Annotated in this window: 27 protein-coding genes; 14 read left to right on the forward strand and 13 right to left on the reverse strand. The window is 60.3% G+C overall.

What is annotated here, in order from left to right:
- The first annotated feature begins 141 nt into the window (after window positions 1-141).
- Window positions 142-429, forward strand: coding sequence for a hypothetical protein (locus PSH90_RS09895; RefSeq protein WP_041478565.1), 288 nt, complete (start codon window positions 142-144; stop codon window positions 427-429).
- Between the two features lie 82 nt (window positions 430-511).
- Here the strand turns inward: PSH90_RS09895 and PSH90_RS09900 are convergent, their stop codons facing one another.
- Together PSH90_RS09900 and PSH90_RS09905 are read right to left on the reverse strand one after the other, a co-directional pair.
- The gene (locus tag PSH90_RS09900) at window positions 512-727 is read right to left on the reverse strand and encodes a hypothetical protein (protein WP_041478566.1); all 216 of its coding nucleotides are present in this window, start codon (window positions 725-727) and stop codon (window positions 512-514) included.
- A 127-nt stretch (window positions 728-854) separates the two neighbouring features.
- Window positions 855-1,130: a hypothetical protein gene (locus PSH90_RS09905; protein WP_305382614.1), complete on the reverse strand. Its 276-nt coding sequence runs from the start codon at window positions 1,128-1,130 to the stop codon at window positions 855-857.
- 196 nt (window positions 1,131-1,326) lie between these two features.
- Between PSH90_RS09905 and PSH90_RS09910 the strand changes: the two genes are divergently transcribed.
- Window positions 1,327-1,656 carry a hypothetical protein gene (locus tag PSH90_RS09910; protein ID WP_041478568.1) on the forward strand — a complete coding sequence of 110 codons (330 nt, stop codon included), beginning with the start codon at window positions 1,327-1,329 and terminating at the stop codon, window positions 1,654-1,656.
- Window positions 1,657-1,686: 30 nt separating this feature from the next.
- Here PSH90_RS09910 and PSH90_RS09915 read toward each other — a convergent pair whose 3' ends face one another.
- The 3 genes from PSH90_RS09915 to PSH90_RS09925 all read right to left on the reverse strand — a co-directional run bounded on the left by PSH90_RS09915 (window position 1,687) and on the right by PSH90_RS09925 (window position 5,004).
- Window positions 1,687-2,631 (reverse strand): alpha/beta hydrolase, encoded by a 945-nt coding sequence (locus PSH90_RS09915; RefSeq protein ID WP_041478569.1) that lies wholly within the window; start codon window positions 2,629-2,631, stop codon window positions 1,687-1,689.
- A 114-nt stretch (window positions 2,632-2,745) separates the two neighbouring features.
- Window positions 2,746-3,744 carry an NAD(P)H-quinone oxidoreductase gene (locus PSH90_RS09920; RefSeq protein WP_305382616.1) on the reverse strand — a complete coding sequence of 333 codons (999 nt, stop codon included), beginning with the start codon at window positions 3,742-3,744 and terminating at the stop codon, window positions 2,746-2,748.
- Window positions 3,745-3,804: 60 nt separating this feature from the next.
- Complete coding sequence (locus PSH90_RS09925; RefSeq protein ID WP_150635737.1) at window positions 3,805-5,004, reverse strand: YbfB/YjiJ family MFS transporter; 1,200 nt, start codon at window positions 5,002-5,004, stop codon at window positions 3,805-3,807.
- A gap of 111 nt (window positions 5,005-5,115) precedes the next feature.
- On the opposite strand from PSH90_RS09925, the gene PSH90_RS09930 reads away from it, so the two are divergent.
- Window positions 5,116-5,991, forward strand: a complete 876-nt coding sequence (locus PSH90_RS09930; RefSeq protein ID WP_305382617.1) for a LysR family transcriptional regulator — start codon at window positions 5,116-5,118, stop codon at window positions 5,989-5,991.
- Window positions 5,992-6,171: 180 nt separating this feature from the next.
- Complete coding sequence (locus PSH90_RS09935) at window positions 6,172-6,678, forward strand: hypothetical protein (protein ID WP_236169324.1); 507 nt, start codon at window positions 6,172-6,174, stop codon at window positions 6,676-6,678.
- 42 nt (window positions 6,679-6,720) lie between these two features.
- Here the strand turns inward: PSH90_RS09935 and PSH90_RS09940 are convergent, their stop codons facing one another.
- Window positions 6,721-7,443, reverse strand: coding sequence for a pirin family protein (locus PSH90_RS09940; protein ID WP_305382618.1), 723 nt, complete (start codon window positions 7,441-7,443; stop codon window positions 6,721-6,723).
- 220 nt (window positions 7,444-7,663) lie between these two features.
- On the opposite strand from PSH90_RS09940, the gene PSH90_RS09945 reads away from it, so the two are divergent.
- The gene (locus PSH90_RS09945; RefSeq protein WP_305382619.1) at window positions 7,664-8,614 is read left to right on the forward strand and encodes a GlxA family transcriptional regulator; all 951 of its coding nucleotides are present in this window, start codon (window positions 7,664-7,666) and stop codon (window positions 8,612-8,614) included.
- 90 nt (window positions 8,615-8,704) lie between these two features.
- Complete coding sequence (locus PSH90_RS09950; RefSeq protein WP_305382620.1) at window positions 8,705-10,177, forward strand: winged helix-turn-helix domain-containing protein; 1,473 nt, start codon at window positions 8,705-8,707, stop codon at window positions 10,175-10,177.
- Here PSH90_RS09950 and PSH90_RS09955 read toward each other — a convergent pair.
- A complete protein-coding gene (locus PSH90_RS09955) occupies window positions 10,142-12,991 on the reverse strand; it encodes a winged helix-turn-helix domain-containing protein (protein WP_305382621.1) in 2,850 nt (949 codons plus the stop codon). The two genes, PSH90_RS09950 and PSH90_RS09955, sit on opposite strands and share 36 nt — an antisense overlap.
- Window positions 12,992-13,125: 134 nt before the next feature.
- Window positions 13,126-13,557, reverse strand: coding sequence for a helix-turn-helix domain-containing protein (locus PSH90_RS09960; RefSeq protein WP_056784487.1), 432 nt, complete (start codon window positions 13,555-13,557; stop codon window positions 13,126-13,128).
- A 236-nt stretch (window positions 13,558-13,793) separates the two neighbouring features.
- Between PSH90_RS09960 and PSH90_RS09965 the strand changes: the two genes are divergently transcribed.
- The 6 genes from PSH90_RS09965 to ycaC all read left to right on the forward strand — a co-directional run bounded on the left by PSH90_RS09965 (window position 13,794) and on the right by ycaC (window position 19,861).
- Window positions 13,794-14,777 (forward strand): MBL fold metallo-hydrolase, encoded by a 984-nt coding sequence (locus PSH90_RS09965; protein ID WP_041478578.1) that lies wholly within the window; start codon window positions 13,794-13,796, stop codon window positions 14,775-14,777.
- A 54-nt stretch (window positions 14,778-14,831) separates the two neighbouring features.
- On the forward strand, window positions 14,832-15,755 hold the full coding sequence (locus PSH90_RS09970) for a LysR family transcriptional regulator (RefSeq protein WP_039762138.1): 924 nt from the start codon (window positions 14,832-14,834) through the stop codon (window positions 15,753-15,755).
- 502 nt (window positions 15,756-16,257) lie between these two features.
- Window positions 16,258-16,671 carry a DoxX family protein gene (locus tag PSH90_RS09975; protein ID WP_150741527.1) on the forward strand — a complete coding sequence of 138 codons (414 nt, stop codon included), beginning with the start codon at window positions 16,258-16,260 and terminating at the stop codon, window positions 16,669-16,671.
- A complete protein-coding gene (locus tag PSH90_RS09980; protein ID WP_041478579.1) occupies window positions 16,664-17,290 on the forward strand; it encodes an antibiotic biosynthesis monooxygenase in 627 nt (208 codons plus the stop codon). Before PSH90_RS09975 ends, PSH90_RS09980 begins: the two co-directional genes overlap by 8 nt.
- Before the next feature lie 40 nt (window positions 17,291-17,330).
- The gene (locus PSH90_RS09985; protein WP_056784491.1) at window positions 17,331-19,169 is read left to right on the forward strand and encodes an amidohydrolase; all 1,839 of its coding nucleotides are present in this window, start codon (window positions 17,331-17,333) and stop codon (window positions 19,167-19,169) included.
- 68 nt (window positions 19,170-19,237) lie between these two features.
- The gene (ycaC, locus tag PSH90_RS09990) at window positions 19,238-19,861 is read left to right on the forward strand and encodes an isochorismate family cysteine hydrolase YcaC (RefSeq protein ID WP_056784494.1); all 624 of its coding nucleotides are present in this window, start codon (window positions 19,238-19,240) and stop codon (window positions 19,859-19,861) included.
- A gap of 87 nt (window positions 19,862-19,948) precedes the next feature.
- Here ycaC and PSH90_RS09995 read toward each other — a convergent pair whose 3' ends face one another.
- Window positions 19,949-21,376, reverse strand: coding sequence for a mechanosensitive ion channel family protein (locus tag PSH90_RS09995; RefSeq protein ID WP_073474277.1), 1,428 nt, complete (start codon window positions 21,374-21,376; stop codon window positions 19,949-19,951).
- Window positions 21,377-21,484: 108 nt separating this feature from the next.
- Window positions 21,485-22,504: an alpha/beta hydrolase gene (locus tag PSH90_RS10000; protein ID WP_150741528.1), complete on the reverse strand. Its 1,020-nt coding sequence runs from the start codon at window positions 22,502-22,504 to the stop codon at window positions 21,485-21,487.
- Window positions 22,505-22,739: 235 nt separating this feature from the next.
- On the opposite strand from PSH90_RS10000, the gene PSH90_RS10005 reads away from it, so the two are divergent.
- Entirely contained in the window at window positions 22,740-23,639 is a 900-nt protein-coding gene (locus tag PSH90_RS10005) for a LysR family transcriptional regulator (RefSeq protein WP_041478583.1), read from the forward strand.
- A 73-nt stretch (window positions 23,640-23,712) separates the two neighbouring features.
- Here PSH90_RS10005 and PSH90_RS10010 read toward each other — a convergent pair whose 3' ends face one another.
- Together PSH90_RS10010 and PSH90_RS10015 are read right to left on the reverse strand one after the other, a co-directional pair.
- The gene (locus PSH90_RS10010) at window positions 23,713-23,982 is read right to left on the reverse strand and encodes a type II toxin-antitoxin system mRNA interferase toxin, RelE/StbE family (RefSeq protein ID WP_082228561.1); all 270 of its coding nucleotides are present in this window, start codon (window positions 23,980-23,982) and stop codon (window positions 23,713-23,715) included.
- The gene (locus tag PSH90_RS10015) at window positions 23,972-24,163 is read right to left on the reverse strand and encodes an antitoxin (protein WP_305382623.1); all 192 of its coding nucleotides are present in this window, start codon (window positions 24,161-24,163) and stop codon (window positions 23,972-23,974) included. Before PSH90_RS10015 ends, PSH90_RS10010 begins: the two co-directional genes overlap by 11 nt.
- A 308-nt stretch (window positions 24,164-24,471) precedes the next feature.
- Here PSH90_RS10015 and PSH90_RS10020 point away from each other — a divergent pair, with 308 nt between their 5' ends.
- The gene (locus PSH90_RS10020) at window positions 24,472-25,269 is read left to right on the forward strand and encodes a class I SAM-dependent methyltransferase (protein WP_305382624.1); all 798 of its coding nucleotides are present in this window, start codon (window positions 24,472-24,474) and stop codon (window positions 25,267-25,269) included.
- A 126-nt stretch (window positions 25,270-25,395) separates the two neighbouring features.
- On the opposite strand, the gene PSH90_RS10025 is transcribed toward PSH90_RS10020, so the two are convergent.
- A complete protein-coding gene (locus tag PSH90_RS10025; RefSeq protein WP_041478587.1) occupies window positions 25,396-26,088 on the reverse strand; it encodes a GNAT family N-acetyltransferase in 693 nt (230 codons plus the stop codon).
- Between the last annotated feature and the right edge of the window lie 55 nt (window positions 26,089-26,143).

Raw genomic sequence — 26,143 nt, forward strand, 5'->3', positions numbered from 1 at the left:
CTCATCGCAGGTGAGGCTAGCCTTCAGCCATTAGCACATCCGACCTAATTGCCCCCGGTCTGGCTCGACCTTAAAGTCCTTTCGCTTGGCAGGTTATTGCCAGTATTTCTCCGGTATGAAAATCAAAAAGGTCGATCTGCAATGAACTCATCAAGGACTATCCCGGTTCTCGCTTTATTCGCAACAATGGCGCTCGCAGTTACTGGATGCCAGACCGTCAAACCGGGAGAGAGTGATCTCAAGAATCGCGCACAGACCACCATCGGTAAACCCGTAATCAAGGTTTCAAATATCCGCAGCGACTTCAATACAACCTTCTACACCGCTCAAACCGAAAGTGGCGAATATACGTGCGAACTGCCGAGCGGCCCGATGGTTGCCCTGGGTTCCATGGGCATGGGACTGGGCGCTCAGTGCACCAAGCAATGACTAATCAGTCCTTTCGAAGCTGAAAGAAAAAGGCCAATGTCGATGACATTGGCCTTTTTATTTAACCAATACTCGGCGCAGATCAGCTGGTTTTCGAGTTCAGCTTGCGCAGTTCTTCGTAGGTCGCCGATTGCACGAACCAGAAGCCAGAGACGATGCACCAGCCCAGGGTGCCGCCTACAAACATGCCGAGACCCGAAAGAAAGCTCTGGCTCATCATGAAGAGGGAAACGATCAGGATGACCGCCAGTGCGATGTAGAGAACGATGTTGTTGACGCCGATGACGAAATCTTTCATTTGCATTCCTTGGATGTATTTTCCTCTGGCCACCTTCTATGGTGGCCAGTGCGCGCATCATATTGATATCACCGTGGATTGCGCTAGTTCGGCGTCGGTATTTCGTTATGAATAGCAAAGTCCGTGGTTACTGAGCGGGCTTTTTCTCAAGATCTTCAGAGTCGCTCGACGTCGCCGCATCCTTCTCCGTCTCGTGCGGTTCTGAGCCCGCATTGGCGCCTGAAGACTCTTCACCTTTCTTGTTGGCCTTCTCATCATGGTCACTAGAGCTTTGTGCATGATTGACACCGGGCAGGGCGGTGGCGGGGGTGGCAGCGCCCGCTGTCGTTTCGGCTGCCCAAGCGTGGAGCGGGCCAATGAAGCACAGACTGAAAAACGACATTGCGAAGATTTTCTTGTTCATCACGTGGGCCTTCTACGCGGTGGGATGTACTGCTTTGGATAAGCCTGTCTGCCAAAGGTGCGCAGTACTGGACGAGCGGCGAAGCCTGATTGTATTCAGCCGGATCAAAAATCTCGCGACAGCAGGCAAATTGCTGGCCCCCATAGGTGTTTCGCACCGGCAAAATCGCCTTTTTTCAAAAGGTTAGGTTGGCTACATGCGCACGATTGTCATCACCGTTGTGACGCTCTCCCTGGCTTTGATCGCCTCGGGAGTGCAGGCAAAAGAGTTGAGCAAGGGCCATCGCTTTGCCTGCACCTGGGGCTCGGATATTGCTGCCGGTGCGCAGCGATCAAAACTGTCCGGGGTTTCGCTGTATGGCGCGCGCAAGCAATTGCAGGTTCGCCGATTCCAGCAACCCTGGATGCGCATGACAGCGATGGGGATTACCGAGCAGACCTACAACAGCAGTTCGAAGCTCAAACCGGCAGCGGTCAAGCAGACCTATTACGAACAATGCGTACGCCATGAGTTGGCTCGGCGCTGATGCCGGTTTCTCAGGGCTGATTTACACAGCTCAGGAATCGCGAGAGCCCTTGGCGACTGCCGGCCCGGCAACCCGCGGCGCCGCTTTGGTCTGCATCAGTGCATCCAGAGCCTTGCGATAGCCCTGGCCGCCAAGCGCCATGCTGTTGTTGTGCGTCGCGCCGGGCACGAGCAGCAGGCGTTTGGGCTGCTCTGCGGCATTGAATAGCTGCTCGCTGAAGCGCGGCGGCACGAAGGCATCAGCCAGGCCATGCACCACCAGCAGTGGCATGTGAATGTCGGCGATCTTGTCGATGGAATCGAATTTCTGCGACAGGAGCCAACGCACAGGAAGCGAGGTGTTGGCCACGGCGGCAGCTACGTCGGCGAGAGAAGTGAAGGTAGATTCGATGACCAGACCGCGAACCGGCAGAGGTGTGTTGTTGCGCGCCGCGTTCTGTCCGAGCTCGGCCGCCAGATCAATCGCCACCGCACCGCCGAGAGAGTGGCCGTAGATCAGGCGCTTGTTCGGGTCCGGTTGCAGCAGCTGGAAGCGCTCCCAGGCCACGCGGGCATCTTCATAAACGCTGCTTTCGGATGGTAGATCACCCTTGCTTTGGCCGAACCCGCGATAATCGATGGCCAGCACCGAATAGCCCGCCGCGCGTAGTTGTTCTATGCGGAATAACTGTCCGGTGAGGTTCCAGCGCACGCCATGCAAATAAAGGATTGCCGGGGCATTGGCACGTTCCGCCGGCCACCACCAGGCATGGATGTTCTGCCCGGCCTTGAAACTCTTCGGTTGCAGATCGAGTTCCTGAACGCTGCCGGGCAGACCGCGATACCAGCCGGCGGTGCCCGGCTCGATGCGAAACAACAGTTTGCGCTCGGTGTGTTCCAGCACCGCACAACTCGTCGGCACGCCAATGATCAGCGCGGCCATCATGGCGAACGCCAGGCGGCGGCGTCGCAGACGGGTCAAGAAGGACAGGAACATTAATCGTTTCACCACAGCGCAGACAAAGAACGCTTTTTACCAGATGCCTCGGTCTGCGCGTGACTGTTTTTCGACCACCGTGCACGCCCAACGATTACAAGATGCTGCAATCGATCACGCCACCTGCAGCACAATCTTGCCGATATGATCGCCGCCCTCCATGCGGGCATGGGCCTGAGCCGCGTCAGCCAGCGGGTAAACCTTGTCGATGATCGGCAGGCAGCGCCCGGCGCTGAGGGCAGGCCAAACGTGTTCTTGCAGTTGATCGGCGATGGCGGCTTTTTCCGTAGCCGTACGCGCGCGCAGCAGCGAGCCGGTGACCACTGCGCGTTTGCCGAGGATGGCCAGCAGATCGATGTCGTTGGCGCGGGCGCCGCCGAGAAAGCCGAGCATCACCAGTCGGCCACCCATTCCCAGTGCGCTGATGTTGCCGTTCAGATACGAGCCACCCATGATGTCGAGAATCACGTTCACGCCTTGATCTGCGGTCTTCTCGGCAATGACCTTGGCGAAATCTTCCTCACGATAGTTGATCGGTTGCCCGCCAAGTTTGCTGATTGCGGCGCATTTTTCAGCACTGCCTGCGGTAGCAAACGCCTCAATACCGAATTCACGGCAGAGCATCAGCGCTGTGGTACCGATACCGCTGGTGCCACCGTGAATCAACACGCGCTGCCCGGCCTTGGCGGCGCCGAGGCCGAAAAGGTTGGCCCAGACGGTGAAAAACGTTTCCGGAATCGCGGCGGCCTGGACCCAATCGACTCCATCCGGCACAGGCAAAGTCTGGCCGGCCGGAACCGCGCAATACTCGGCGTAACCGCCGCCATTGGTCAGCGCGCAGACCCGATCGCCGACCGCGAAACGCGTTACTCCGGCGCCAACCGCGACCACTTCGCCAGCCACTTCCAGACCGGGGATCGGGTCCATGCCGGGTTTCATCGGGTACTTGCCGGCGCGCTGCAAGGCATCCGGACGATTGATTCCCGCGGCGTGAACACGGATCAGCACTTGGCCCTCGGAAGCAGTGGGCAGAGATACGCGCCTGGCTTGCAATACTTCAGGGCCGCCGGGTTGGGTGATTTCGATACGGGTCATTTCTTTAGGCAGTGACATGTCTATTCCTGTGGAGAAGGTCGTGTAGATGGGAGCGCAGACAGGGTGCAATGATTCCCCTCAGTTCGCCGCGCAGCGCGTTTCATTAGCAGAGGGCAGCCAGCGCATGGCTAGCTCCAGCAGTAGAGCCACGACGATTGCGCCAGCGGCGATCACAAACAGCAGCGTGTGCTGACCACCTGAAGCGTTGAACAGCGCCGAGTAGGCAAACCCGGCCAGAGCCTGAAAAGTGGCGAACGATACGGTGGCGCGGCTCCAGGCGATCTGCTGACGGTGATGCGACGGCACCAGCTCATGCACGCGGGCCAAGGCCAGAGGCACGATGCCCGGCGGGAACGAGCCGAGAATCACCGCCAGTAAAGCCAGCGCCAGAAACGCATGGGAGACGGCGAGCAAACCGAGGGCAATGGCTTGAACTACCAGCACCACGCGAATGCCAGTGCGTGCACCAAGCTGGTCGGCCAGAAAACCGTACGTCACCGGCCCGACAATCGCTCCCAGGCCATACATCACCCAGACCATTGCGCCGATATGCGCCCCGGCGCCCAGTCCGCGAGCCACGTAATCCACCAGAAACACCATGGCAGGCACCAGCCCGGCGGCCATGAACGCGTATTGAGCAAACAACAGGTAGACGCCCGGCGGTGTCGGCTCATCAGCCGACGTTGCGTGCGCAGCCACAGGGTGCGCGGTATCCGCAGGCCAGCCGAACCAGCTCAACGCGGTCAGCAACAACGCCAGCGCGCCCAGTCCCAGCCAGGTCGCTTGCAAGCCGAGGCTCAGCAGCGGCGGCACGATGGTCCCGGAGCCGGCGATTCCGAGGCCGATGCCCAGGAAGATTGCGCCACTGGCCAGACCTCTGCGCGCCACCGGAACGTGAGGCAGCACGGTTGCCGCCACCAGCACCATGATCGCGCCACCGGCAATGCCGGACAGCAAACGCCAGCCGAAGAACCAGCTCACCGAGAGCGGATAAGCACAGGCAAAAAATGCTCCCGTGACCGCGAGCATCATCAGGCGCAAGGCGTTGCGGTTACCCAGTCGATGGGCCATGGGCCGACCGAGCAGGGCGCCGATCAAGTAGCCGACCAGATTGGCCGCGCCGAGATAGACGACATCATTGGCGGAAAACCACTGCGCCTGAATCAGCGAAGGGATCAGCGGCGTGTAGGCGAAACGCGCCAGGCCAATGCTGACCAGGCTGGCACAAAGCCCGGCGAAGATCGGCAGCCAGATGCCGGAGGAATTTGCAGTACGCATGATAGCGATCTCACAAGAGGTGTATGGCGCTCAGCTTATCGGCTATCTTGGCTGCGCATATGCAGCGATTAAGCGGCAGAGTGATGCAAAAATGCTTCGATGAGGACCAGCATGAATTGGGATGATGCGCGGATTTTTCTGGCGGTCTGTCGCGAGTCCACCTTGCGCGGAGCTGCACGAGTTCTGGGCGTGGACCAGGCCACTGTCGGGCGGCGTATTACCGCGCTGGAAAAGTCTTTGAGCGCGACGCTGTTCCTGCGTACCTCCGATGGCTACGCGCTGACCAGTGTTGGTGAAGCGGCGCGTAAAAGTGTGGAAAAAATGGAACATTCGGCACTGGAACTGGAGCGGCACATCCACGGGCTGGACAATCGTCTGACCGGTAACGTACGGGTCAGCACCACCGACTCGATGGCCATCGACTTCATCATCCCGGCGATGGCGCGCCTGCATGACCAGCACCCCGACGTGCAGATTCAGCTGGATGCGTCGACGCAAATCCTCAGTCTGGCCAAGCGCGAAGCCGATATCGCGGTGCGCAATACTCGGCCGGATAACCCGGATCTCATCGCTCGGCGAATCGCCCGTTGGCCTGTAGGACTTTTCGCAGCACAGGCCTATGTCGAGCGCCATGGAGAACCGCAGCCCGGCAACGCTTTCGAGGGCCATGATCTGGTGGTGTATCAGCCGTACTTACAGAGCAAAAAAGACCTGACGCTGGTCTCTGAACCGTTGACCCGCGGACGCATCGTCGCCACGCTCAGCTCCAGCCTCTTGGTGCGTCGAGCCCTTGCCGCAGGCCTCGGGATAGGCGAGATACCGGTATACATGGGCGAACGCGATGGCCTCGTCAGACTTTGGCCGGAGCGGACCCGGCCGCTGCCGTATGAAGTGTGGCTGGTCACCCACGCCGACCTGCGTCACACCGCGCGGGTACGGGCGGTCATCGAGCAGATCGTTGAGGCTTTTGCGCTGGAAAACGAATAAGTGGTTCAGGGTTTTGCCGAGGCTACAACTGCTGACGAAACAGCCTACGTCCGAGACAGAATGGGCCGGCTTGTTGTAGTCCGTGATGAGTTCTATTGTCACTGCAGCTCGATGCAGACCTCAGTGACGCATCGAAACGAAGAGCCAGGGAAGGCCGCGTAGCCGCAGAAAGGTGTCGAATTGAAAATCAGGGAAGTGAATCAATATGCAGTCACGGACAGATCGGACGCGGGGCGGGACAGGCAAATCATGAGCAGCATAAGTCGCGAAGAATTCGATGCCAGGATAGAAACCATCGAGACGAGGATGGATGGCCGCGTGGCAGAAATGCGCGCCGACATTCGCGGGTTCCTGGCTGCTCAGGCAGAGCGGGACAAGGTCTATCTTGAACGGGACAAGGCCCTGCAGGAACGGGACAAGCGTTATGACCTGATGTGGATGGGCGTGCAGAAAATCGCCGACGAATCGCGGGAAGCGATCAGACAGGCATCGACGGTAAAGGCCAATTACTGGGCTGCCACCACTGTGCATTTCCTCGGCGTGGCTTCCTTGCTGGTTGGCGCACATTTTGCCAATCAGGCGGCGGTGTTGACCACGATACAAACCACGCTGGCAGCGATTCAGATTGGCAAAGAGGTATCGTCACCCAAACCTGTCGTACAACCCTCAGCAGTGCCGCCGCAATAAAAAAACGGCCTTCAGTGGAAGGCCGTTCTGCATCGCGCCAGATCATGGCATTTCCGGCAACTCCTGAGGCCGCAAGTCGAACACCAGCACTTCGGCATCGACCCCGTTGCTCAAGGTGAGCAGCTGTTCTTCACGAACCCGCACGCCGTCGCCTTCCTGCAAGGCTTGGCCATTGAGTTCGACGCTTCCACGCGCAACGTGCACGTAAGCGTAACGATTGGCCGGCAATTTCAGCGTGGCACTTTCCTCGCCGTCAAATAACCCGGCGTAGACCAGCGCATCCTGACGGACTTTCAGGGAGCCATTGCTACCGTCCGGCGAGATGATCAGTTGCAGGCGACCACGTTTTTTCTGCGCGCTGAAGTGTTCCTGTTGATAGCGCGGCTTGGCGCCACTGACATCCGGCACGATCCAGATTTGCAGAAAGTGCACGGGCTTGGTGGCCGAGTGGTTGAACTCACTGTGCGCCACGCCGCTGCCGGCACTCATCAATTGCACGTCCCCAGGGCGGATCACCGAGCCAGTACCGAGGGTGTCCTTGTGTTCCAGCGCGCCTTCGAGCACATAGGAAAAGATCTCCATGTCGCGGTGCGGGTGCTGGCCAAAGCCTTTGCCGGCGGCGACCCGGTCATCGTTGATCACCAGCAGATCGGAGAAACCCTGTTCACGCGGGTTGCGGTAGCTGGCGAAAGAAAAGGTGTGAAACGACTTCAACCAGCCGTGATTGGCGAGGCCGCGATCGGAGGCTTTGCGAAGAGTCAGCATGATGAAATCTCCTGGCGGGACGTGAATTCGTCCGAGTGAGGAGAAGGTTACTGGTTACCCGATGAGGCAATAAGTAGATGGAAATTGAAAGACTGTCCGGCTCAGGTTGACAGTTTTGCGTTATGGTTCACCCATTCGATCACGCTCCTGAACACTCGGTCCGCCATAATGCCTTGGCTGAAGCGTGCGTATTGACCCTTGAATATGTGTGAAACCTCCCATGAAAACCGTGGCAATGGTGCTGTTCCCTGACTTTCTGATGCTCGACATGGCGGGGCCGCTGGAGGTGTTTTCAGTCGCCAACCGTTATCTGAAACCTGATCTGCACTATCAATTGACGACTCTCGGGACAGAGCGCGGCTTGCTGAGGGCGTCCAACGGCGTGCAGGTTCAGGCTGACTTGCACGTCGACGAGGCGGCCGAGCGCTATGACCTGCTATTGGTGCCAGGCGGACCCGGCGCCTATAACCAGAGATTTCCCGAGCTGTTTGGCTGGTTGAAAAAAGCCGTGCCGCGCGCGGAGCGTTACGGTTCGATTTGCACTGGCGCATTCATCCTCGGCCACGCCTGCCTGCTTGATGGTTATCGCGTCACCACGCATTGGAACTACACCGAACGGCTGATCAAGGCTTTCCCGAAAACCACGGTGACCACCGATCAGATCTACGTCGAGGATCGTAATCTCATCACCTCCGGTGGCGTTACGGCCGGCATCGACCTGGCGCTGGCGGTGGTGGCCAGAGATCACGGCAAGAAAATCGCCCAGGACGTTGCCAAGGTCTTGTTGGTGGTCATGAAGCGCCAGGGCGGTCAAGCGCAGTTCAGCCCGTTGATGGCGGCAGTCTCACCGCAAGAAACGCCCATCACCCGCGCACAGAATTACGTCCTTGAACATCTGGATGAAGCGTTCACTGTCGAGCGCATGGCTGGATTGGCGAACATGAGCGCACGGCACTTTGCTCGCCTGTTCGCCCGTGACGTCAATATGACGCCGATGGAGTTTTTGCAGAATGCCCGCATTGACTGCGCGCGAAACCTGTTGGAAACCAGCGATCTGCCACTGAAAACCATCGCTTATAAAAGTGGCTTTGGCAGCGTTCGGCACATGCGCTCGTTGTTCGCCGAAAAGCTCGGTCTTACGCCGTTACAATACCGCGAACAGTTCAGCTAGAGCGGTTCTGTCCGTCTGACGCAGCGGGATGTCCGTGCTGCGTCGGCTCTGGCGGTTGTATCGTCACGCGAGAGTGCCAAGATGTTTGGCATGAATAATCACAACGACACAAGCCACGGTTCAGTGCTGCGTTTCGGCCCCTACGCCTTTCATGTGCGCCAACGTCTGGTCCTTGAAGGAGAGCAGCCGTTGCGCATGGGCGGGCGCGCCATGGACATCCTTCAGGCGCTGCTCGAACACGCGGGTGAGGTGGTCAGCAAAGAGCAGTTGATTGCTCGAGTGTGGCCGACCTCGGTCGTCGAAGAGATCAACCTGCGGGTGCACATTGCGGCGTTGCGCCGCGCACTGGGTGACGGCGTAAACGGGCAGCGTTTCATCATTCACGTGGCGCACTGCGGCTACAGTTTTGTCGCCCCTGTGGAGCAGGGCACCAGTGATGCGCTGACCATGCCCGCTGCCGCGCTCATGCCCCTGCACAATCTTCCGGCACGACTGACGCCAGTCAGTGGGCGCGACGCCCTGATTGGTAGTCTGGTTCGACAAATGCCGGTATGCCGCTTGATGACGATTACCGGTGCGCCGGGTGTTGGCAAGACCACAGTGGCATTGCGCGTGGCGGAATTGCTCCTGCAATACTTTCGCGATGGCGCCTGGTGGGTCGACCTTGCCAGCCTCGAAGATGACATTCCATTGCTCGAGCGCCTGTTGCACACCCTGAAGACAGACTTTTTCACACTGACCGGCCGGCACGCCTTGTTGATCCTGGATAACTGCGACCACCAGCGCGACAGCTGTGCGGCACTGGTGGAAACGCTGTTGCATGCTGCGCCTCGCCTGTCGATTCTGGTCACCGGCCGCGAAGCCTTGCAAGTCGCGCAGGAGACCGTTCATTACGTGCCGCTGTTGGCGATTCCCAAGCGCTCGACATTGAACACCGTCGAAGAAGCCATGGGCTATCCGGCGGTGCAGTTGTTCGTCAATCGCGCGCGGGCACGGCAGCATGGCTTCTGTTTGCGTGAGCAGGATTTGCCAGGAGTGCGCGAGATCTGCCGTCAACTGGACGGTCTGCCGCTGGCGATCGAGCTCGCCGCTGCACAGATCGACGCGCTGGGCTTGATCGGCTTGCAGGCACAGGTTGAAAACGGCCTGCAGTTGCTTGGCCAAGGCCGGCGCACCGCGGAACCGCGCCATCAGTCGATGGCCGCTGCGATCGATTGGAGCTTCCAGTACCTGACGGAGATGGAACAGCGTGTGCTGCTGCGTCTATCGGTATTCAGCGCGGGCTTTACCCTGGAGGCCGCACTGAGTGTGATCAGCAGCGCGGATGTGGCGGGTTCCAGACTGTCCGCGATAATCGAAGGGTTGGCGCGCAAATCGTTGCTTGTTCGAGAACCCAACCGTGCGACGGCCCGCTATTGGATGCTCAACACCGTGCGCCGCTATGCTCGTGATCAGTTCGAGCGCAGTGACGACAAGTTCGAACTGAAACAGCGCCATGCGCGCTATCTCAGCAGAACGCGCAACGCTTCAGGCCGGGCACTGCTCGTGGAGGCTGTCGAGTAGCAGGCGGACCTTGCGCAAGTCCGGTGTGGCGTAGCCTTCGGTGAAGCGCTGGTAAATGGGGCTGAGCAAATCCCATGCTTCGCGATGGCGGGACTGGCGCTGCCATAATCGGGCGAGGTCCGTGGCGCTGCGCAGTTCCCAAGCGAGGGCGCCCTGGCATCTGGCGATGGCCAGAGCTTGTTGCAGGGTTTGTTCGGCTTCTTGGGTTTCAGCGGTGTCTGAGCGGGCCGATTCGCGAGCAGGCTCGCTCCCACAGGATGAACCCTTCAACAATGCCGCCGCCCGCGCCCGCAATATCTCCGCTGCACTCCATCCCGCATCGCCATTGCGCGCGCGCTCCACCAGTGCATCATCGACAAAACGCTCATCCAGCGTAACCATCACTTCCCGAATCAGACCGCTGCTCTGTGCTGGTACGGGCATGGCATTATCCGGATCGATCACCTGCGCATACTGCCGGCCCCAGTTATTGAACAGCAGCACCGAGTGCTTCTGCGATTGTTCCAGCAGCAACTGCAGCAGCGCGCGGGCGTTTACATGGTCGCCGTTGTAATGAGCGATCAGACAACTGGCCAGCGCCAGGGTGTAACAGATCGATGTGCCGTGATTGATCTGCACGGCGATGTCCAGCGCCTGCCGTGCGGCGCGCCAGGCTTGCTCGGGCAGACCCTGCAACCACAGCACTCGGGCCAGCACTGTCAGCGAAGCGACGCTCTGATCGTACTGCACGCCAAAACCATGGGTGAAACGATTGAGATGGCCGCTGTGTGCCATGCGTTGCAGCACCTGCTCGGCATGTACGCGTGCCTGCGGCTGGTCGCCGGCATAATGCAGGGCCAGCACCCGCAAGCGATGTGTGCTCAGTGACAGCAGCGGTTCGCCGTGCAGGCCGATGCGGTCGAATTGCTCACTCTGGGCCAAAGCCATGCGGTAATGCCCGCAACTCAGATTGACCGCCATATGCCCCGATATCGCACGCAGTTGCCCGGCCAGATCGCCGTGTTCCTCGGCCAATTGGCAGGCGTCGACGAAGGCCTGAATGGTTTGGGGCGTGCCGCCCCAGGTGTGATAGCTGGCGCTACCGAGCGCCAGTTTCAAGGCGATTTGCAGGCGAGGGCAGGGCGGTAGCAGCGAGTCTGCTGGCGAAGCCTCCAGCAGACTCAGTGCCCGGCGCACATAGCGGCTGTAATCGCGCAGCAACGACAGCTCCTGCCACAAAGGCGCCGACGCGGCTGCCAGTTGCACCCCCAGCTCATCCGGTCCCGGGCCGTTGAGGCTCCAGTCCAGCGCCGCGCGCAAATCCTCCAGACCCCGGGCATAGCGCTCCATCCACAATACAGTCGGAGTATTGTCCCAATCCGCCTGCGCCTGCTGCATCAGTGTCAGGCAGCGCTCGGCGTGGCGTTGGCGGGTTGCGTTGAGCTCGTCGGCCTGTTCGAGTTTTTCCAGTGCGTAGTGGCGGGTAGTGTCGAGCAAGCGATAGAAAACATCTTCGTCGCCCACTTCGACGCTCAGCAGGGATTTGGCCACCAATTGCGTGACGGCGGTGAACACCGCGCCGGGATCAATCTGTTGACCGATGATCACCGCTGCCGCCGAGGCGAGGGTGAAGCTGCCGCGGAAAATCCCCAGTCGCCGCAGACAGGTTTGCTCGCAGACGTTGAGCAGGTTGAAACTCCAGTCCATCGTCGCGCGCAGGGTCAGGTGGCGTTCGGCGCTGCTGTGGTGTCCGGCCGACAATGGCGGCAAACCCTCGCGCAAGTGCTTGAGCAATCCGTCCATGCCCAATTCGCTGACCTGCGCGGCGGCCAGTTCCAGTGCCAGCGGAATGCCGTCCAGGCGCTGGCAGATTTCGATCGCTTGCGGCAGCTCGGCGTGGCTCAGTCGGAAGTTTTCCCTGGCTGCGGTGGCGCGCTCGACAAACAACTGCATCGCAGCAAAGCCCAGTGCTTGGGCCGGCTCCATCGGGGTCGACATGGACGGGCATTCGAGCGATTCCAGACGCTGCACGAACTCACCCTCAGCGCGCAGGCTCTCGCGGCTGGTCGCCAGGATATGCACCTTTGGTGCCCCCCGCAGAATCTGCTCGCTGAGCGCGGCGACCGCATCAATCAAGTGCTCGCAGTTGTCGATCACCAACAACATTTGCTGTTCTCGCAGGCCGTCGACCAGACCAGCCTGCGCATCGCCTTCAGCTGCGGACAGATCAAGCAGCGTCGCCAGATGCGAGCCGATCAGCGCGGGATCGGCGATGGGCGCCAGATCCACCAGGCGGATGCCGTCGCGATACTGGTCGAGCAATTGTTCGGCGACGCGCAGGGCGACGGTGGTCTTGCCAATGCCGCCGGGGCCGACCAGAGTGATGCAGCGTCGGCGCGGCAGTTGCGTAATCAAGTGATCGATCAGGGGTTGGCGACCAATCATCCGCGTACGACGCAGCGGCAGGTTGTGCCGGGGCGCGGCGACCGCAGGCGTTGCTTCGATGCTGTCGAGCACGAACGGTGCGACAAAGCTGTAGCCGCGCTGCGCCACGGTGACGATGTAGCGCTGGCCGTTCTGCCCGTCGCCAAGCGCTTTGCGCAGCGCTGCCATGTGCACGCGCAAATTGATGTCTTCAACGACACTGTCTGGCCAGACCCCGGCCATCAATTGCTGTTTGCTCACCACTTCACCGGCATGGGCCAGCAAAATCAGGAGGATGTCCATCGCCCGCCGTCCCAGGCGCAAAGGCTGTTGGCCTTCAAGTAGCAATCGTTGCCCGGGATGAATCCGATAGGGGCCAAACGCAATGGCCTGATTCGGGGAAAAACTCAACAGCGCGCTCCTGCGGTGATGCGGCGGACAGGGCGAATCAGTGCCTGGCGCAAGCGCAGGCCGTCTGATCCGGGGTGTCCGGGCATAATCCTCAGGTTTGAGCATCAGTGCAACGGGTGGCGTAACGGCAGCAGTCAAAACACCGCAGGCTGCGCTGCGGTGTTTTTCGGTTTATCCATGACTCGACAGCGCCAGGCGAAGGGATTGATGCCCTCGCTGCGGGTGAACATGTGGCAGAAGTGCGCCTGATCGCAGAAGCCGCATTCGAGGCTGATTTGCGTCAGGCTCAAGTCGGTGTGCTGGATCAGCAACTTGGCCCGGGCCAGGCGCTGGGCGCGGATCCAGTCCTGTGGCGACAGGCCGGTGCTGCACTTGAATGCGCGGGAGAAATGACTGCGTGACAGTGCACATGCCCGGGCCAGTTCAGCCACTTCGAGGCTTTCGCCCAAGCGATCCAGGATCAACTGTTTGATCTGGCGTTCGCGCTGCGGACTGAGTCCGCCAGTCGTGTTTTTACGCGGTTCGCTGGCAGGGGCGAGGGCGACGGTTTGCTGTGGATAAGCCATGGCCAAGGTCCGTGTCGGTGGGGAAGGCACGGTCGGCGCATTCCCTCAGGTCAAAAAAGCAACGCTGCGCAGAGGGCTTCATTGTTGGGCGATGCCTTGAGACTGACGAGTTAATCGTTGTTAATTTCCTCGCTCAGGCTGGAACTCAGCACATCCTTGCAAGTCAGCGCCCGGCGCTTTGCGCGACGATGTCGACAAAGCACGGCCGCCGTTGGCCAGGTTCAAAGGGGAATGCAATGAAAAGCTTGGTGAAAGCGGCAACGACGCTGGCGGTCGTGCTGGCAATGTCCGGCGCCATGGCGCAGGCACCGCAGGTTGGCACTCAGGCGCCGGGTTATTTCCGGCTGGCTGTCGGCGATTACGAAGTCACCGCGTTGTTCGACGGTTACAACGATTTGTCGCCGAAGTTGTTGCAGGGCATGAGCCAGAGTCAGATTCGCGCGCTGCTTGCGCGCCGTTCGATTGAAACCCCTGGCGTGCAGACGGCGTTCAATGCCTTTCTGGTCAACACTGGCAAACAACTGATTTTGGTCGACACGGGCGCAGGGCAGTGCATCGGCGCCACCGCAGGCCAACTCTCGGCCAACATGCAGGCCGCCGGTTACAAGCCTGAACAGGTCGACACGATTCTGCTGACGCACCTGCACCTCGATCACGTCTGCGGTCTGGTCGACGCCGAAAAGAAACCGGTGTTCGCCAACGCCACCGTGTTTGCAGCCAAAGCCGAGGCCGACTACTGGCTCGATCCGGCAGCGCTGGCCAAGGCCCCGGCGGGTGCCAAAGAGTTTTTCAAGATAGCCCGGGACTCTACGGCGCCTTATGTTGCCGCCGGTCGCTTCAAGACGTTTGCCGCCGGGCAATCACCGCTGCCCGGGCTGGTCGAAGCAACCCTGGAAGCCGGCCACACGCCGGGCAGCACCACGTACCGCTTCACCTCGCAGCAACAGAGCATCGTGTTCATGGGCGATCTGGTGCACAACCTCGCGGTGCAGTTTTTGCACCCGGAAGTGTCGATCGGTTTCGACGTCAACAGTCAGCAGGCGATCAGCAGTCGTCAGGCAGTGTTCAGTGCTGCGGCAGCGAGCAAGACCTGGGTGACGGCAGCGCATCTGCCGTTCCCGGGCATCGGCCACATCACCGCCGAGGGCAAACATTTCCAATGGGTGCCGGTGGAGTACGGCCCCTACAAACGCGCGGCGAAAGTGCCATTGATCGAGTAAAGTGCCCAACGCCTGTGGCAAAAAGCGTCTGACACCGATAAGGAAACCACACCCATGAACCGTAACGATCTGCGCCGCGTCGACATGAACCTGCTGGTGATTTTCGAAGCGCTGATGTTCGAAAAGAATCTGACCCGTGTGGCGGAAAAACTGTTCATGGGCCAGCCGGCGGTCAGTGCTGCGCTGGGGCGCTTGCGTGATCTGTTCGACGATCCGTTGCTGCTGCGCAACGGTCGCGGCATGGAGCCGACAGCGCGGGCGCTGGCGATCCTCAAGGAATTGCAACCGGCAATGGACGTGATTTCCGGCGCAGTCAGCCGCGCCAAGGAGTTCGAACCGGCCAGCAGTTGCGACGTATTTCGCATCGGTCTGTCGGACGACGCCGAGTTCGGTCTGTTTCCACCGCTGTTGCGCCAGCTTCAGCAGGAGGCGCCGGGGATCGTCGTGGTGGTGCGCCGCGCCAACTATCTGTTGATGCCGGCGTTGTTGGCCTCTGGAGAAATTTCCGTGGGCGTCAGCTACACCACGGATCTGCCTGCCAACGCCAAGCGCAAGAAGCTGCGTGATATTCCCTGCAAAGTGCTGCGCGGCGACGACCGTCCGGGGCCGTTGACCCTGGACGAATATTGCGAGCGTCCGCACGCGATGGTGTCGTTCTCCGGTGACCTGAGCGGCAATATCGATCTGGATCTGGCCAAGATCGGCCGTTGCCGCCGAGTCGTTCTCGGCGTACCACAGTTCAGCGGCTTGCGCGCCTTGCTCGCCGGTACCGAGATGATCGCGACGGTCCCGGACTACGCCGCCTGTGCCTTGGTCGAAGGCTGCGCCCTGCGTGCCGAAGATCCGCCATTCCCGATCGATGCCGCGCAATTGTCCATGGCCTGGAGCGGGGTGCACGACAACGACCCGGCAGAGAAATGGCTGCGCTCGCGCATTAGCCAGTTCATGGCGGCGCCGCTGGATATTCCGGCGCTTTAACCGCCCTCGATTACACAAGCAGTTCTCCTGTGGCAGCGAGCCTGCTCGCGAAAGCGGTGTGTCAGTTAGTGTGGATGTGACTGACCTGACGCCTTCGCGAGCAGGCTCGCTCCCACAGAGAAATTCGGGGCTGACCGAGCTTTGTGATTCGGCACATAGACTTGTGGGAGCTGGCTTGCCAGCGATTGCGGTGGGTCCGTCAAAGAAGGTGGTGGATGTGCCGACCAATCGCTGGCAAGCCAGCTCCCACAGGGATACGGGGTGGAATGAACATTGTTGGTCACCACAAAAACCTGTGGGAGCGAGCCTGCTCGCGAAAGCGGTGTGTCAGTCAATGTGGATGTGGCTGACCTGACACCTTCGCGAGCAAGCTCGCTCCCACATTGTTTTGTGGCTGGCGGCAGAACATCAAAGACCTGAAAAGCAACTAAGCACACCCATCCAATTTCTCCCGCGCCGGCCTTGGCATGATTCCCGTCAATGACATTCAAAGGGTCGGGTCATGATTGCTACGAGGGATGAACAGGCGCGCGACATCGGGTTGCTGTTCCTGCGGGTCAGCGGTGGATTATTTCTGCTGTGGGTGCACGGCTTGCCCAAATTGCTGGGCTTCACCGCGCAGCTGCAACTGATCGAAGACCCGTTCCACCTCGGCGCCCACCTGACCCTGATCCTGGCGATTTTCGCCGAAGTCCTCTGCCCGTTGCTGATCGTCGCCGGTGTGCTGGCGCGATTGGCTTGTTTGCCTATTCTCTTTGTACTGCTCGTGGCGTTGCTGGTCGTGCATCCGCAATGGAGTGTGGCTGAAGGGCAGTTTGGCTGGTTGCTGTTGATTCTTTTCACCACCGTCTTGATCGCCGGGCCGGGACGGCTGGCGATTCCTGTTCGTTTGCCCGGAGTGCTGCGTTATGCCTGAAGTCCTCAATTCACAAGCACCGGGGGCCGATGAGACCGTCACGTTGATCATCAAACACTCGGTCAAGGCCGGTTTCGAGTCGGCCTATGAAGCATGGCTGCGCAACATCGTGCGCGTCGCCGGGCAGCGCGAAGGGCATTTGGGTGTGGACGTGGTGCGCGGCAAGCGCGGGCGTCTGGACTTCTACACCTGCGTGCTGCGCTTCAGCTCCACCGAAGCGATGCAGGGCTGGCTGGAATCCTCCGAGCGTCAGGCGCTGGTCGCCGAAGCTGCGCCGATGCTGGCCGACGGCGATCAGACCGAAGTCGCCCCAGTCAACGAGTTCTGGTTCACACCGCTGGCCGAAGCCGGCTCGCCGCCGCCGCGCTGGAAGCAGGCTGTCGTCACACTGTTGGTGATTCTGCCGCACACCCTGCTGGTGCCGCTGATCTGGGGCCCGCTGCTGGCGCTGCATCCGCTTCTGTCCAACTACGTGGTCGCCACGTTCCTGATCACCCTGACCATCGTCCTCTCGGTGGTCTACGTGGTGATGCCGCCGGTCACCCGTTTGTTTACCCCGTGGCTGGAAGCCAGTCAGGCCCACGAACACCTCGATTCCCAAGAAACCTCGCCGCGTTGAGCGGGGTTTGCTTTTTTTCACTTTCGCTTGAGGAACTGCGATGAGCGCCGATCTGATTTTATTCAATGGCCAATTTCATACCGTAGACCGGGAAAAACCACTGGCCAGTGCGGTGGCGATCAAGGATGGCCGCTTCGTCGCCGTCGGTAACGATGCCGAGGCAATGGCCCTCAAGGGCAGCGCCACACAAGTGGTCGACATGAAGGGCCGCTGCGTCATCCCTGGCCTCAACGACTCGCACTTGCACCTGATTCGCGGCGGTCTGAACTACAACCTCGAACTGCGCTGGGAAGGCGTGCCATCGCTCGCCGACGCGCTGCGCATGCTCAAGGATCAGGCCGATCGCACGCCCACCCCGCAGTGGGTGCGCGTGGTCGGTGGCTGGAACGAATTCCAGTTCGCCGAAAAACGCATGCCGACCCTGGAAGAAATCAACCAGGCCGCGCCGGACACCCCGGTGTTCATCCTGCACCTCTACGACCGTGCGCTGCTCAACCGCGCTGCCCTGCGCGTGGCCGGCTACACCCGCGACACGCCAAACCCGCCGGGTGGCGAAATCGTCCGCGACAGCAACGGCAACCCGACCGGCATGCTGGTCGCGCGGCCGAACGCGATGATCCTCTACTCGACACTGGCCAAGGGACCGAAGCTGCCGCTGGAATATCAGGTCAACTCGACCCGTCAGTTCATGCGCGAGCTCAATCGCCTGGGCCTGACCAGTGCAATCGACGCCGGGGGTGGTTTCCAGAATTACCCGGACGATTACCAAGTGATCGAGCAACTGGCCAAAGACGACCAGTTGACCGTACGCATCGCTTACAACCTGTTCACCCAGAAGCCGAAAGAAGAGCTGACCGATTTCCAGAACTGGACCGGCAGCGTCAAGTTGCATCAGGGCGACGACTACCTGCGCCACAACGGTGCTGGCGAAATGCTGGTGTTCTCCGCCGCCGACTTCGAGGATTTCCTCGAACCGCGTCCGGACCTGCCGCAGACCATGGAACAGGAACTCGAGCCGGTGGTACGCCACCTCGTTGAGCAGCGCTGGCCGTTCCGTCTGCACGCCACGTACAACGAATCGATCAGCCGTATGCTCGATGTGTTCGAGAAGGTCAATCGCGACATTCCGTTCAACGGTCTGCCGTGGTTCTTCGACCACGCTGAAACCATCACCCCGCAAAACATCGAGCGCGTGAAGGCGCTAGGCGGCGGTATCGCGATTCAGGATCGCATGGCGTTCCAGGGCGAATACTTTGTCGATCGCTATGGCAAACAAGCGGCCGAAGCCACGCCACCGATCAAGCGCATGCTCGCTGAAGGCGTGCCGGTCGGCGCTGGCACCGACGCCACCCGTGTGTCCAGTTATAACCCGTGGACCTCGCTGTACTGGATGGTCAGCGGCCGTACCGTTGGCGGTCTGGCGCTTTACGAAGAAGGCTTGCCACGCAGCACCGCGCTGGAACTGTTCACCCACGGCAGCGCCTGGTTCTCTTCGGAGCAGGGCAAGAAGGGCCAGATCCGCGTCGGCCAACTGGCAGACCTCGCGGCACTGAGCGCGGACTTCTTCAGCGTTGAGGAAGAAGCGATCAAGTGGATCGAGTCGGTGATGACCGTGGTCGGCGGCAAGATCGTCTACGCCGCCTTCGACTTCGAAGACCTCGGCCCGCGTTCGATTCCGGTGCTGCCGGACTGGTCGCCGGTAGTCAAAGTCCCGGGCCACTGGCGCCCGAACTCGCCGTTGCAGGCGCAGGTGCACCAGTGCAGCGGGCCGTGCGCCGTGCACACCCACAGCCATGAAAAAGCGCGGATGTCGAATGCGCCGGTCAGCGATTTCGCCGGTTTCTGGGGCGCGTTCGGCTGTTCCTGCTTCGCGTTCTGAGTTTGAAAAAAGCGCCGGTCATCAGGGCCGGCGCTTCCCGCAACAACCATCCATCCAGGAGTTTTGCCATGAGCGTTCCTTACAAGCGTCTGAACAAAGATGATGCCGTCGTCCTGCTGGTCGATCACCAGACCGGTCTGATCTCGCTGGTGCAGGATTTCTCGCCGAACGAGTTCAAGAACAACGTGCTGGCACTGGGCGACATCGCCAAGTTCTTCAAGCTGCCGACCATTCTGACCACCAGCTTCGACGCCGGTCCAAACGGCCCGATCGTGCCGGAACTGCTCGAGCAATTCCCTGACGCGCCGTTCATTCAGCGTCCAGGCCAGATCAACGCCTGGGACAACGAAGAGTTCGTCAAGGCGATCAAGGCCACCGGCCGCAAGCAACTGATCATCGCCGGTGTAGTGACCGACGTTTGCGTAGCTTTCCCGACCCTGTCGGCGATTGCTGAAGGCTTCGAAGTGTTCGTCGTCACCGACTCGTCGGGTACTTTCAACACCACTGTGCAACAAGCGGCGTGGGCGCGGATGTCGGCCGCCGGTGCACACCTGATGAACTGGTTCGCTGTGGCTTGCGAGCTGCAAGGCGACTGGCGCAACGACATGGAAGGCCTGGCGCATCTACTGTCCGAGCGTCTGCCTAACTATCGCAACCTGATCAACAGCTATACCAAGTTCACTGCCAAGTAAGAAAATCAAAAGATCGCAGCCTTCGGCAGCTCCTACATGGGAATGCATTTTCCCGTAGGAGCCGCTCAAGGCTGCGATCTTTTGCTGTTAGCGCTTCTGCAACCACCCCAAAAAACCACCTTTCTTCACCGCCACCGGTTTGGCCATCAACGCGAGGCGACTGTTCTGCTGACGCACCGCCTGCAACTTGTTCAAGGCCCGGCCGACTTCGCTGCGCTTGTCCATGCACTCACGGGTCAACTGTTTGTCGAGACGATAGATGATGCTCGACGTCAGCGCCGTGAACGTCGCCTGCGACGGTGTATCGGCAAGAATGCTCTGCTCACCCATGACTTCGCTCGGCCCCATGCGCCCGGCCTCGGTCTGGCCATTGCCGTCCGGCACCGTCGCGCTGACCACGCCCGTGGCGATCACGAACAGACTGTCCGGCACCTCGTCCAGATCCAGCACCACCTGACCGGCCGTGTACTGCTGCGCGACCATCGACTCAGCCAGGCGATCGCGCTCTTCACTGCTCAGCGAGCGGAAAATCTTCACCTCATCCAGCAACGCACGGGCGCGGCTCGACGGTTCGATCACGCCGTCGGGATGGCGCGAAATACCTGCGGCTTCGAGATGGCGATGGGCGAGGTCGAACAGTTGATTCCGCACTTCGCTCTTCTTGCCCAGCTCAGCGATGAAACCGCTGGCAACGTATTCCGACATGGTTTCGCCGGCTTCTTTGAGTACGGCTTTCGGCGCCGGGCTGAGCAACAGCGAACTGCTGCCCTGCAAGGTGCGATCAAGGGCATCCAATACCCGACGCGGGCGAATGTGGTTCGGCACTTTGATACTGATCGAGACACCGTGCATGTTGCTCGGCCGGCTGAGGTTGACGATCTTCGCCTTGGCCGCCACCGAGTTCGGTACTACGGCCATGGTGCCGGCGCTGGTCAGCAGGTGCGTGGCGCGCCAGTCGATATCGAAGACCTTGCCTTCGACGCCGTCGATCATCACCAGATCGTCCACCTGATACGGCTTGGTGGTGTTGAGGACGATGCCGGAAAACACATCGGCGAGGGTGCTTTGCAGCGCCAGACCGACCACGATGGCGACCACCCCGGAAGTGGCCAGCAGACCTTTGACCGGCAGTTCCAGCACGTAACCGGCCGCCGCGACAATCGCGACCAGAAACACCAGCGCACCGATGACGTCCTGCAGCAAGCGACCGCTGTGACCGATGCGGCGCATCAGCGCCAGGCCGATCACTTCGGTCAGCACCCGTGCTGCGTACAACCACCAGAGAATCCCCAGCGCCGTTGCCCCCAGTTGTGCCACGCGATCATCAGCGAACAGCGGCGCCTGCAAGGGGCTGACACCGGCGTTGATCACCAGCGCGCTGAATGCCAGAAACAGTGCCAGACGCACGCCGACTCGCGGCGCGCGATGGCTGAAGGGCGAGAAATGCCAGAGCGCGGCGTCGAGCAGCAACAGCACAGCGCTCCAGGACAGCAGGTGGGCGTAGAAAAGAGTCATGACCGGTACTCCGCGACGCTGGTGAGAAAAAAGATCGCAGCCTGCGGCGGCTCCTACAGGGAATCGTATTCCAGGGTAGGCGCTGCCGCAGGCTGCGATCTTTTGCTTTTATGGATTCAGATGAGTCTTCAGCTCGGCCGCCGCCTGACGCACCGCCGCTTTGACTTCCGGAATCTGGCTCAGCGGATTGAGCAGGCCGAAGTCATGAATCATCCCGTTGTAACGCACCGAGGTCACCGGCACGCCGGCCGCATCCAGGTGTCGCGCATAGCCTTCACCTTCATCACGCAGCACGTCGAACTCGGCGGTCTGCACCAGCGCAGCGGGCAGGCCCTTGAGCTGTTCGGCGCTGGCGTTGAGCGGCGAGGCATGGATCTGCGCACGCTCGGCCGGGTTGGTGGTGTAGTTGTCCCAGAACCACTGCATCATGCCCTTGGTGAGGAAGTGGCCCTCGGCAAATTGCTGGTACGACCCGTCGTCGAACTGCGCATTGGTCACCGGCCACATCAACAGCTGGAAGCGCAGGGCCGGTGCTTTCTGTTCCTTGGCCATCAAGGCGACGACTGCCGCCATGTTGCCGCCGACGCTGTTGCCGGCCACCGCCAGACGCTTGCCGTCGACACCGATGTCCTTGCCGTGCTCGGCCACCCATTTCGTCGCGGCGTACGCCTGATTGATCGCGGTCGGGTACTGCGCTTCCGGCGATGGCGTGTAATCGACATACACCGCAACAGCGCCAGAGCCGACCACCAGATCACGGATCAGGCGCTGGTGCGTCGGGAAGTCACCCAGCACCCAGCCGCCACCGTGGAAGAACATGAACACCGGCAACTCGCCTTTGACCTTGGCCGGGCGCACCACTTTCAGGTTGATGGTCTGGCCGTCGACCTTGATCGCCTTGTCGCTGACTTCCACGCCGGACAGATCAACCTTTACCGAAGCTTGGGCACCAGTCAGCACTGCACGGGCGTCCTTCGGGCTCAGTTGCTCCAGCGGACGACCACCGCCAGCGGCGAGGGCATCGAGGAACGCCTGGGTGTTGTGTTCGACGCCAGGACTGCCAGCGGCGAAAGCGCTGCTGACGGACAGGGCGAGGAGGGATGCGGCTAGGGTTTTCTTGATGCTCATGTTCAATTCCATTTTTGAATGTGTGATGTAGGAGCTGCCGAAGGCTGCGATCTGATCGTTCCCACGCTCTGCGTGGGAATGCAGCCGGGGACGCTCCGCGTCCCAACGATCAGATGGCTGCCTTCGGCAGCTCTTTGTGTTCAGGGTTGTTTTCAAACCGTGAGCACAGATTAATGGGCTGCTGAAAAGCGAAAAAGCGGCTATAAAGCGTTTAACTGTCCACCAGAGAGTGACAATGAACCCGTTCGAAGACATGCGTATTTTTTGCCAGGTCATGGACTCCGGCAGCTTCACCGCCGCGGCCGATCAGTTGGGGCTGTCCAAGCAGTTCGTCAGCCGCCGTTTGATGCAACTGGAAGAGCGCCTCGGTGTGCGCTTGTTGAATCGCTCGACCCGCCGGCTCGACGTCACCCCGCTGGGGCAGAGCTATTACGAATCGGCGTTGCGCTTGTTGGGTGAGGTGGAACAGGTCGAGCAGGGCATCGCCGGCGAAACCGCCGAGCCGCGCGGCACGATTCGCCTCAGCGCGCCGTTGTCGTTTGCCGTGGCGCATCTGGGTTGTCTGCTACCGCTATTCCTGCAGCGTTATCGCGAAGTCACCGTCGAAGTGGATCTGAGCGATCGTCCGGTCGACCTGCTCGGCGAAGGCTACGACCTGGCCCTGCGCATCGGCGTGCTGGAGGACTCGACATTGATCGCCCGACGTATCGCCAGCATCGAACGGGTCTACTGCGCCAGCCCGGCCTACCTCGCCGAACGCGGCACACCACTCAAACCCGAAGACCTGCACAGCCACGACTGCCTGCCTTACGGCCACGGGCGCTCGGTGCAATGGCGTTTCAACGAAGCGCCGGGCAAACCGCTGCTGATCAACGTCGCCGGCCGCATGCGCGTCAACAATGGCGAACTGCTGCGAGACGCCGCGGTGCAGGGGATGGGCATTACTTATCTGCCGACCTTCATCGTCGGTGCGGCGCTGAAGGACGGGCGGCTGGTACCGGTGCTGGATGATTTACGCCCGGAGCCGCTGACCCTGTCGGCAGTTTATCCGCAGCATCGCCAGGCTTCGCGGCCTGTGCAGGCGCTGGTGGAGTTTTTGCGTGAGCGGCTTAACCAGAGTCATGTGAATCTTTGATAGTGGTGCCTGCTGGGCAAACAAACGGCGTGTTATCGATCGGGCGAAGGTCACACCGTTTCCTGCGATGTCTTTATGGATATTCCTGTCGGGTATGCAAAACGCTAAGTATCTCGATTCGATCCGTCACCTCATAAATCACTACGTAGTTAGGATGGACAACGATTTCCCGGGTGCCGGGAGATCGACCTTTACGGTAGAGATGGGGATGAACGGAGAGTGAGGTTGTGGATTCTTCGATGGATTTAGAGAGACTCACTGCGGCTGCAAAGTTTCTCTCGCCAATGTATCTGAGGATGTTCGAAAGATCGGCCTTGGCTTCGGGCCGCCACTCAATCTGCATCGACCTTTTTTCGCATGGATTCGATCAAGGCATGCATGTCCGCCATCACGTCCTCATGGGGGAGACTCGGATGGGGATCATCTCTGGACGCCTGCACCTTGGCTCGCAACCAGCGATCATGACTGGCAGCCTGCTCGTTGTTTTCAAACCCTGAATCGTCGGGAAAGATTTTGCCGTCCATAGTGCCTCCGGGATCAATGCCTGGCAGTCTATTCGGTACAGGGATTGCTGTCGTCGTTGTCTGGATGAACTGCATCTTGGTCGAGCTCCATGAGTACTTGTAGTTCGACAAATCCTAGACTGAGCGCTTCCGACGGCCAACCGACGGAAGATGTAGGAAAACGGTTGGGGTTTCCCGAGTTCCTTCCTTTTTCTGTAGGACTCGCTGAAGAGGACTGCGCAGTGTGATTACAACATTGGAACAACCGCCACCCCGCGTCTGTTCTACACTCACGCCGCTCAATCACGAGCCTCACCCGGAGTAGCGCCATGGAAGTGCCCAACCCCAAAACCGCCATCGAAAGCAATCGACAGGCGTGGAACGATTCCGCCCGTCATCATCAGGATTCACCGGACTGGCAGGCATTGCTCAGCGATGTTGCGCAGGGGGAGTTTTGCTGCCTTGACGACACCTTGCGTGGTTTGCTGGACGTCGACGGCAAAGACGTGATTCAACTGGGCTGCAATAACGGTCGGGAGAGCCTGTCGCTGTTTGCGCTGGGTGCGCGCAGTGTCGTCGGCGTCGATCAATCGGCCGCGTTTCTTGAGCAGGCCCGCGAGCTCAACAGCCGCTCGCCGCACAATGCCGAATTCGTCGAGAGCGACATCCACCATCTGCCCGCATCGCTGCATAACCGCTTCGACGTCGCCCTGATCACCATCGGGGTACTCAACTGGATGCCTGACATCGGCGAATTCTTCCGCCATGTCGCGCAGGTGCTGAAGCCCGGCGGCAAGCTGGTGATCTACGAAACCCATCCGTTTCTGGAAATGGTTGATCCGCAGGCTGAAGATCCTTTCCGCCTCGCCAGCTCGTATTTTCGTGCCGAGCCGTTTGTGCAGCAAGAACCGATCGTTTACGTAGGTAAAGTCGAGCAGCCGGCGGCAAAGTCGTACTGGTTCGTGCATACGCTGGGCGGGATCTTCAGCGGCGCCATTGGAGCGGGGCTGAGCATTGTGGATTTTAAGGAATATGCGCATTCGAACCGGGAAGAGGTGTATGACTGCTACCTGAACCAGCAGGCGCAGCTGCCGATGTGCTTTAGCCTGGTGGCAAGCAAGGCCTGAGAACCTTTTTTGCGACGGCTGGCCTCTTCGCGAGCAGGCTCGCTCCCACAGGGAAACGCATTCCAGTGTGAGAGCGAGCCTGCTCGCGATGGCGGCCTTGCGACCGCCACATTTCACAAGGCCGGATCAAGCCTGGGCCGCGGCACTTACCACCGGCCGGCCCGGTTTGCGCAGCGGATCCAGGCGTGAGCCTTCATAGCGGGTTTCGCGGAAGAATTTCCAGCGGCCGAACAGGCAGTAAACGTGGGTCACCCGGCCCTGTTCCTGATAACCCATGCGGATATGCAGTTTAAGCGCCGGGATGTTGTGGGTTTCGCAAACGTCGACCACCTTGGTGCAACCCTGCGCCGCCATCGCTTGCCACAGTGCAACCTGCACGTCCACCGACAGGCTGCTGCCGAAGTAGGCGCGGATCATTTCGCCGCCGAATTCGAAGAACTCGCCGGGTTTGACCGGGAAGGTGCAGCCGTAATAGTGGCGGTCGTGGTAGTCGCGAATGCTGCCCCAGATAAAGCCCACGGCGTGGCCATCGGCGTCGAGGTACATGTGCCCGGTGTGGCCCTCGGCAGCCAGTTCGGCCATGGTGCCGACTCGGTCGCCGAAGTGTTTGCTGAACGCCACGGCGTTCTCCGGGGTGATGTCGACTTTGCGCAGGCCTTCATACGGGCGCAGTTTGTGTGGCGGCACCGGGCTGACCAGGTCGCGCTCCATCCACAGCAGTTCCCAGTGGAAGAACACGTAGCGTTTCCACAACGTGCCGACGGTGCGGCCCAGGCCTTTCTGTCTGATGCGATCTTGCACTTTGGTGATGATGCTCATGATGCCCTCCAGGGTCTTGGCCCGGATGTTGTGGTGAGTGTCGTTACAGCGGTGA

It is taken from the genome of Pseudomonas sp. FP1762 (assembly GCF_030687105.1).
GTDB classification, from domain to species: Bacteria; Pseudomonadota; Gammaproteobacteria; order Pseudomonadales; family Pseudomonadaceae; genus Aquipseudomonas; species Aquipseudomonas siliginis.